The sequence below is a fragment of the Streptomyces sp. NPDC041200 genome, assembly GCF_055591805.1.
Genome location: NZ_JBVIZF010000051.1, coordinates 22,964 through 29,522, shown reverse-complemented (window position 1 = coordinate 29,522; position 6,559 = coordinate 22,964). Strand labels below are relative to the sequence as shown.

The following is a 6,559-nucleotide window of genomic DNA, read 5'->3' as shown; positions in this document are numbered from 1 at the left end:
GCCCACCGCATCCTCCAACGCCACGGCCTGCCACCCCTGGCCACGCTGGACCGGGCCACCGGCGAACCCGTCCGCCGCTACGAACGCTCCCAACCAGGCGAACTGGTCCACATCGACGTCAAGAAACTCGGCCGGATCCCCGACGGCGGCGGCCACAAAGCCCTGGGCCGCGCAGTCGCCCGCAGGAACAAGAGCCGGACCGGCTATGCCTTCCTGCACACCGCGCTGGACGACCACTCCCGCCTGGCCTACACCGAAACCCTGCCCGACGAGACCGCCCCCACCTGCGCGGCCTTCCTGCGACGAGCCGCCGCCTGGTTCGCGGACCGAGGTGTGACCGTCGAGCGGGTGCTGACCGACAACGCCTGGGCCTACAGCAAGAACACCTGGCAGCAGACCTGCCGTGACCTGGGCATCAGCCCGCGCTGGACCCGCCACTGGCGACCGCAGACCAACGGCAAGGTCGAGCGCTTCCACCGCACCCTGCTGGAGGTGTAGGGCCTACCAGCGGCCCTACACCTCAGAAGCTGAACGGCAGGCCGCGTTTCCCGACTGGCTGGACTGGTACAACTACCACCGACCCCACACCGGAATCAGCGGCCACAGCCCAGCCAGCCGCATCACCAACCTCTCCGGTCAGCACAACTAGTGGGCACGGAAACCCTGTAGCGGCAGCCCCAGCTGTTCTGGGGCTGCCGTATTCAGGCCGTCTCGTGGTCCAGGCCGGCGGGCACGGGATGGAACCCTTGCCGCAGAGCCTCTTCGTAGACTTCCATCGCCTGCCTGGCCTGCGCCCCGATGACCCGTCGCCCCTGGGAGAGACGCTGCGCGACACGGTCGGCGAGCTGCCTGTCACCGGAGCGCAGGACCCGGCCTTCGCGGGCCCAGTCCGCGAGAGCCTGCCACTCCTCGCTGGTGATGTCCTCGACGGCGGCCTCAGCCTCGTCGGACTCTGTGCCCTCGGGCGAGGCGATCTCAAAGGGCTCGGCCGTGAGCTCGGCGGCCAACGCATCGGGGAGCGTCCAGGGAATGCGGGACACCTCGTCCCAGCAGTCGGGCTTCTTGGCCCACTCCGACACGTGCCGGTCGCCTGAGATCACCGTGTCCATGATCAAGGGGCAGACTTCGTCGAGGGCGTCCTTCAGGGCGTCCGTGGTGCCCTGCTCGTTCCAGATCCTGTCGAGGTCGATCCGCTTCTCGGCTGCGAGCGAGAGCCGGGCGACCGTGTAGGTCGTGATCAGCCGCTTGTGGCTGCCGGCCGAGTGTGTACGGGCGATCTTGTCGGCAGCCTGGAACAGGAGGGCGGTAGCTATGGCCCGCTTGCAATACTGCACGTCCACGACAGGATCGGACTTCTCGATCCGCTCCATGAAGTGGGCGAAGTTCTTCTGGGCGCCGCGACTCACCCAGTACGGGAGCTGCTCCCAGGAGTGTACGAAGGTGGCCAGGTCGGACTTGTTGAATCGCTGCCGACTCGGCGTGATCAGCTTGAACTTGCGCTGGGCGGCGCGGGTCTCGTACTCGGCGGACTTGTCGGTGTACTGCCCCCGCGCCCGCTCGTAGAACCACCGCGTCTCCTGACCGCTGCCATCGGTCGCAGGAGCCCACAGGCTCCGGGAGACACGTTCGAAGGCTACGTGGAACTCGTGGTTCGAGCTGAAGTCGACCAACGTCACCTTGTTCTGGGTGTTGGAGTACTGGGAGATCCTCGGAACGATCTCGGACAGGTACCCGGGATCGACGATCGTGAGCTTCATCTGGACATGGACCCCGTCCAAGTCTCGCTTGTCACGGGTCAGGACGTGGTGCAGCGAGGCGGTGGTCTGGCCACCGTTGACGATCTGGAGGCCGGTCATGCTCCTGATGGCGACGGGCCTGCCTGCCTCGTCGGTCTCGAAGTCCACGTCCGAGGCGGTGGCGGTCACGCCGTTGTTGTAGGCGAGGAAGCGGCCCGGAGCGTTCAGCAGGGTGTCGCGAATGCCCTTGTTTACGCCACCACGAGTCTGGAGGAAGGACCGGACGTTGAGTTCGAGCAGCCGGGTCCGGTGTTCCTTGTACAGCTCGGCCAGCTGCCGACCGGGAACCACGGCCAGGACGACCGAGTAGTTCGGCTCGTCGCTGTTCGCCGCCAGGCAGGGAAGAGGGCGATCGAAGGTCACCTTGATGGGCTCGCCGATACTTCCGGAGGTCTCGTGCCGGTGGAGCCGCGCTAGGTCCCAGAGCTCGTGCGTGACCGGGATCCCCTCGAACTCCCTGGGCTCCGGGGCGCTCGTCGTACTGACCCGGTTGCTGAGGAGGAAGAGGCGGATCTTTGGAACATTCGACAGCGCCTTCTCCACACCGACGCACATGTCGTGAACATCAGTGTTGTCCCCCTGGCTGAGGCGGATGGCCTGGTGCTTGCCCAGGAACGCGAACAGTCTGCGGAAGAGCCTGTCGGACTCGGCCTTGGTCAGCTTGCTGCTCAACGGGGTCAGATTGAAGTCCGTGGTGTAAAGGTCGAGGCTGGACCCGTCCTCGGGCAGGCCGTAGCCGTAGATCTCCAACCCCCGGGGGGTGGAGTGGTACGCGAGCGCGGCGTCAGTGACGACACCTGCTTCCTCAAGGATCTCGAGTACGTGCTGGGTGAAGGTGTTCGGGATTGAGCCGCCCTCGGCGTCCGTCAGCGCCTGGATGTCGGCTACCAGCGCCTGTGAGTACTCGTTGAGGTCGTGCTCAGCCATGGGTTCCTCGGATCAGGTCGACCAGTACGTCGGCGGTCACGCTGTGAGCAGTCAGGGCCGACACATCGATGGTGTAGGTGCAGTTGCCCACTCCGGGCGGCAGTTCGGCCTCGACGATTCGGGGGAAGCTCTCCCCGACCGTCCAGAACTCGCTGCGACGCAAGGTGTAGCGATCGTGGTCGTAGAGGTCCCGCTGGCTCGGCAAGTAGCCGGCCTGTACCAGCAGACTCTCGAAGCGCTGGGAGGCGGACGGCGAGAGCAGGCGGGCCCGTATCTCGTCCACCAACGCGTTCAAACTCCTGCCGAGCCCCCGCTGCCGATCGTCGAGGACGAAGTGGGCCAGTGCGAGGGGTGTCGAGTCGGCCGTGTCCAGCTGTCGCTCGCTGGCGACTTGGACCGTTCGGGGAGAGCGGGCCGTGGTCGCCTTCACTTCGACCGCGGCGCCGGGCAGTTGGAAGTCCTGGTTCGTCTGCCGTGGGCCGGTCCAAGAGCTGACGCCTGTGTGTTGGTCGACAGCCGGCAGCACGTACTCGAGGAGGAAGTGGAGTTCGCCGAAGAGGCCGCACCGGGCCTGTCGGGACAGGCCATCACGCGACACGGAGCGCAGCAGCTGCTGCCACCGGACGTAGCGGCGGACCGCGGCCTCCGCCGCCGTCTCGGTGGTCGGTGCGTCCCGCACCACCTCTGCGATGTCGGTGACGAGCGGGGTGAACACCTCCGTGAGCTCGTCGTCGGTGAGCATGACCTGGAGCTCGTAGTGGTTGCCGAACACCGACGACAGGTTCAGCTGCAGGCCACGGGTGGCCGGTAGTTCGTGGATCTCCTTACGCACGGTGTCGGCGGCCCTGGCGTCGGTACCGAGCAGCAGCATCCGCCGAAGGGCAGGGTGCGTCACCGACACCTGGATGTCGTGCGGGGAATCGGGGTGGAGTCGCCGGGTGGATCGGCCCGGGGACTGCTGGCGGGCCTCCAGCTCCTGCCACACACTCTCGTCGATCACTCTTCGTCCTCGAAGTCGTCGATCTCCATGTCCTGCTTGAACCAGATTTCGTTGACCACGTACTCGGTCTTCAACTGCTCGCGCGAGAAGGGGAAACTGATGGCGAACCCGACCAGAGGAGCGACCGGCTCGGCATTCACCTGAGACTCACCCACCTCGGCAGGACTGAGGGGATACAGCAGAAGCAGCGGCTGGTCGGGACGGCGTTGGTGCCGCAGAGGCCGACCGCGAGGGGTGTCGGGGGCGAGCGGTTCGCCCTTCCTATTGAGGCTTCCCTTCGCGGCTTCCTGCGTGGCTTCCAGCGCACGCTTACGCTGGTCCGGGGTCAGGTCGCAGAGTTCGTCGGCGGGGCTGAGGACGCGCTTGATCGTGTAGCGGCCCGCAACGACCTCGGAGGACTTGGAGTGGCTGCGCGTAATGAGGCCGATGGAATGGCCGGCGATCACGGCCGGCGCTCCCTCGGGCAGTCGACTGGCGAGGCGGATTGTCCAGTTCCCCAGCTCGCCCTGCTTGGCGCACTGACGTATGTACTCCGCGATGAAGGCCGGACGAACCCGCTGGGCCTGCCGGTCGGTGAGATACGAGTCGAGGAAACCCTCGGTGACGTCCGAGGCTGCGACGCCACTCCAGGTGATACTCCCGCTCCGCTCGTCCACCTTCTTCCCGGACGAGAGCGCATCGAGGCGCCCGACGAACGACTCAAGAAGCTCGTGGTTGTGGCGGACTACCTTCTCGGAGAGGTCGAAGATGGTCGTCTCGGGAAGCTCACCGGAGTAGCTGAGTCGGACACGCGTGCCCTGCCTCATCTTGTTGGAGGCCGTGATGCCGAGGCCGAGCGATGAGGTCCTGACCTTGAGACCGAACTCGCGGGGGGTGAGTCCCACCGCGGACATCTCCTCGACGTTGCGCCGGAGTTCGTCGGTAGCCGCGGTGATCTCAGCGTATTGGCGCTGCAACGTACGTGTCGTGTACAGCCTGCACAGGTCCTCGTAACGAGGACGGTAGCCGAACCAGCGGCCCATCTGCAGCAGAGTGTCGTACGTCTTGGAGGCACGCAGGTAGTAGCTGACCGACAGCCCTTCGAGGGTCAGACCACGGGAGAGCTTCTCGCCGCCCACGGCAATAACCGACAGGCCGGTCTCACGGCGCTCGTAGTACTGGAGGGCGTCCTTGGCTGCACCATTGACGGCCATGACGGTGATCTTCGCGAGAGCGGCGTGGAGATGGCTTTCGACGTCCTCCCAGTCGAGCCTGTCCCCGGTCATGTCCTCGGTGCAGGGGACGAAGTCCTCCTCCCAGAGCTGCCGCAGCTCTTCCATGAGTTCTTCGCGGGCACTGCTGAACCGGTCTTGGAGGACATCGAAGAGCAGACGCCTGTGCGCGTCGATCTGGTCGCGGACCTGCTGCTGCACGGCAGTGAAGCGGGTCACGTGCACCAGCATGGAGTTGTGCACGGCGATCTGCCCACGTGCTCGGCGAGCCGCACAGGTCAGGACGAAGGACCGGATGGCGCGCTGTAGCGACTCGGGCAGGAAGTCGGGAACCCGGTGGTAGGACTTGTGCTTGTCCGGCACCCAGAGGTCCGTGTCCTTGATATGCCTTATGAGCGGCAGTGGATCTATGTCCTCTTCTTCACTGTCGGTCTGCAGGCCGAAGAGACGCTCGGGACCGAGGTAGTTGGACGGAGCCCGCAGGGTGCGGATGAAGCTCTCCGGGAAGAGGTCGGGGCCCAGCTCATCGTGGTCGGTGTCGGGGTTGATGTAGATGTTCGCGAAGGGGGTCGCGGTATAGCCGACGTAGGACGCCTTCGTGAAGCTGTTGACCAGCCTCCTGATGGCCTTGTTGATCGCCGACGGGTTGGTGTCAGGGTCCTTGGAGGTGTTCACCCCGGCGTTGTCGGCTTCGTCGTCAATCACGAACAAGGGGAGGTCGGGAACGACCATCCGGTCGGTCTCCGCGTCCTCCACGCCGTGGTTGTCGATCACCCAGTCGCGAAGGTTGTCGATGATCCGACGGTTCTTCTTGACTACGAGGACCACCGGGACGCTGCCCACCGGCACGTTTGCTGAGACGGCCGTCTTCCGGGCGAAGTCGCCCTTCTCGTGGCTGGTGGTGAGGGACGCAGCCTTCAGGCGCTTGTCGTGCGACATCGCGCCGACGCCGATATGACGATGCGCGTCGTCGTCCGAGCGGAACTGGAACTGGCTGTCGAACCCGAGGAGCCCCTCGTCGATACGGAGCTGGGTCTGGCTGCGCAAGTCGTTGTGGATTCCTGCAAACACCACGATGAGCCGGTAGCCGGCGTCGGCCGCCTTCGCGGCGAGTCCGATGAACTGCCCTGTCTTGCCGGACTGGACCTGCCCGATCACCAGCCCGGTTCGGCGCCAAGTGCCTTCCCGCTGAGGGTCTTCCAGTTCACCGAGAACGTCGTCGGTGCTCTGGTCGAGCCGACGCACGACCTGCGTCGGGAGCTTTGAGACGCTCAGGAGATAGCGCCGGTAGCGGTCCCAGAAGTCCCACTTCCGGTCGGCCTTCGCGTCGGCGAGCCAGGGCACGTGGCCCTCGTCGTTCTTCATCGCAGAGGAATCAGCCTGGAACACGGCGGCCCGGGCCTCGAGCACCTTCCGCACCTGGCCCCGCTCCACGGTGATCCCCTGGGCTGCGAGGATGTGGACCGCGGTGTTCACGGCGAAGTCGACCTCGTCCGGCGTTGCCTGGCGGTCACCTGGCAGGAGCAGCACCGCGGTCTGCTCGGCCTTCTCGAGACTGTCTTCGGGGGTGGTGCTCACAGCGACCTCCAGCGGCCGGGTCGGTTGTGGGTGGCGGACTACCAGGT

General features: G+C 65.8%; 3 protein-coding genes and 1 pseudogene. 1 reads left to right on the top strand and 3 read right to left on the bottom strand.

Annotation, left to right across the window (positions count from 1 at the left end; genetic code table 11):
- Window positions 1–649 (top strand): annotated as a pseudogene (locus ACZ6CL_RS39650) (IS481 family transposase); the annotation flags it as partial.
- 52 nt (window positions 650–701) lie between these two features.
- Here ACZ6CL_RS39650 and ACZ6CL_RS39645 read toward each other — a convergent pair.
- The 3 genes from ACZ6CL_RS39645 to ACZ6CL_RS39635 are packed head-to-tail and all read right to left on the bottom strand — an operon-like array spanning window position 702 to window position 6,512.
- Window positions 702–2,723, bottom strand: a complete 2,022-nt coding sequence (locus ACZ6CL_RS39645; protein WP_468945622.1) for an AIPR family protein — start codon at window positions 2,721–2,723, stop codon at window positions 702–704.
- Window positions 2,716–3,723: a PD-(D/E)XK motif protein gene (locus tag ACZ6CL_RS39640; protein WP_468945620.1), complete on the bottom strand. Its 1,008-nt coding sequence runs from the start codon at window positions 3,721–3,723 to the stop codon at window positions 2,716–2,718. Before ACZ6CL_RS39640 ends, ACZ6CL_RS39645 begins: the two co-directional genes overlap by 8 nt.
- Complete coding sequence (locus tag ACZ6CL_RS39635; RefSeq protein ID WP_468945617.1) at window positions 3,720–6,512, bottom strand: Z1 domain-containing protein; 2,793 nt, start codon at window positions 6,510–6,512, stop codon at window positions 3,720–3,722. The genes ACZ6CL_RS39640 and ACZ6CL_RS39635 overlap by 4 nt, the downstream gene beginning before the upstream one ends.
- Window positions 6,513–6,559 lie beyond the last annotated feature (47 nt).

Excerpts from the sequence above, each read along its gene's own strand:
- ACZ6CL_RS39645 (WP_468945622.1), bottom strand. The coding sequence starts at position 2,723 with ATGGCTGAGCACGACCTCAACGAGTACTCACAGGCGCTGGTAGCCGAC.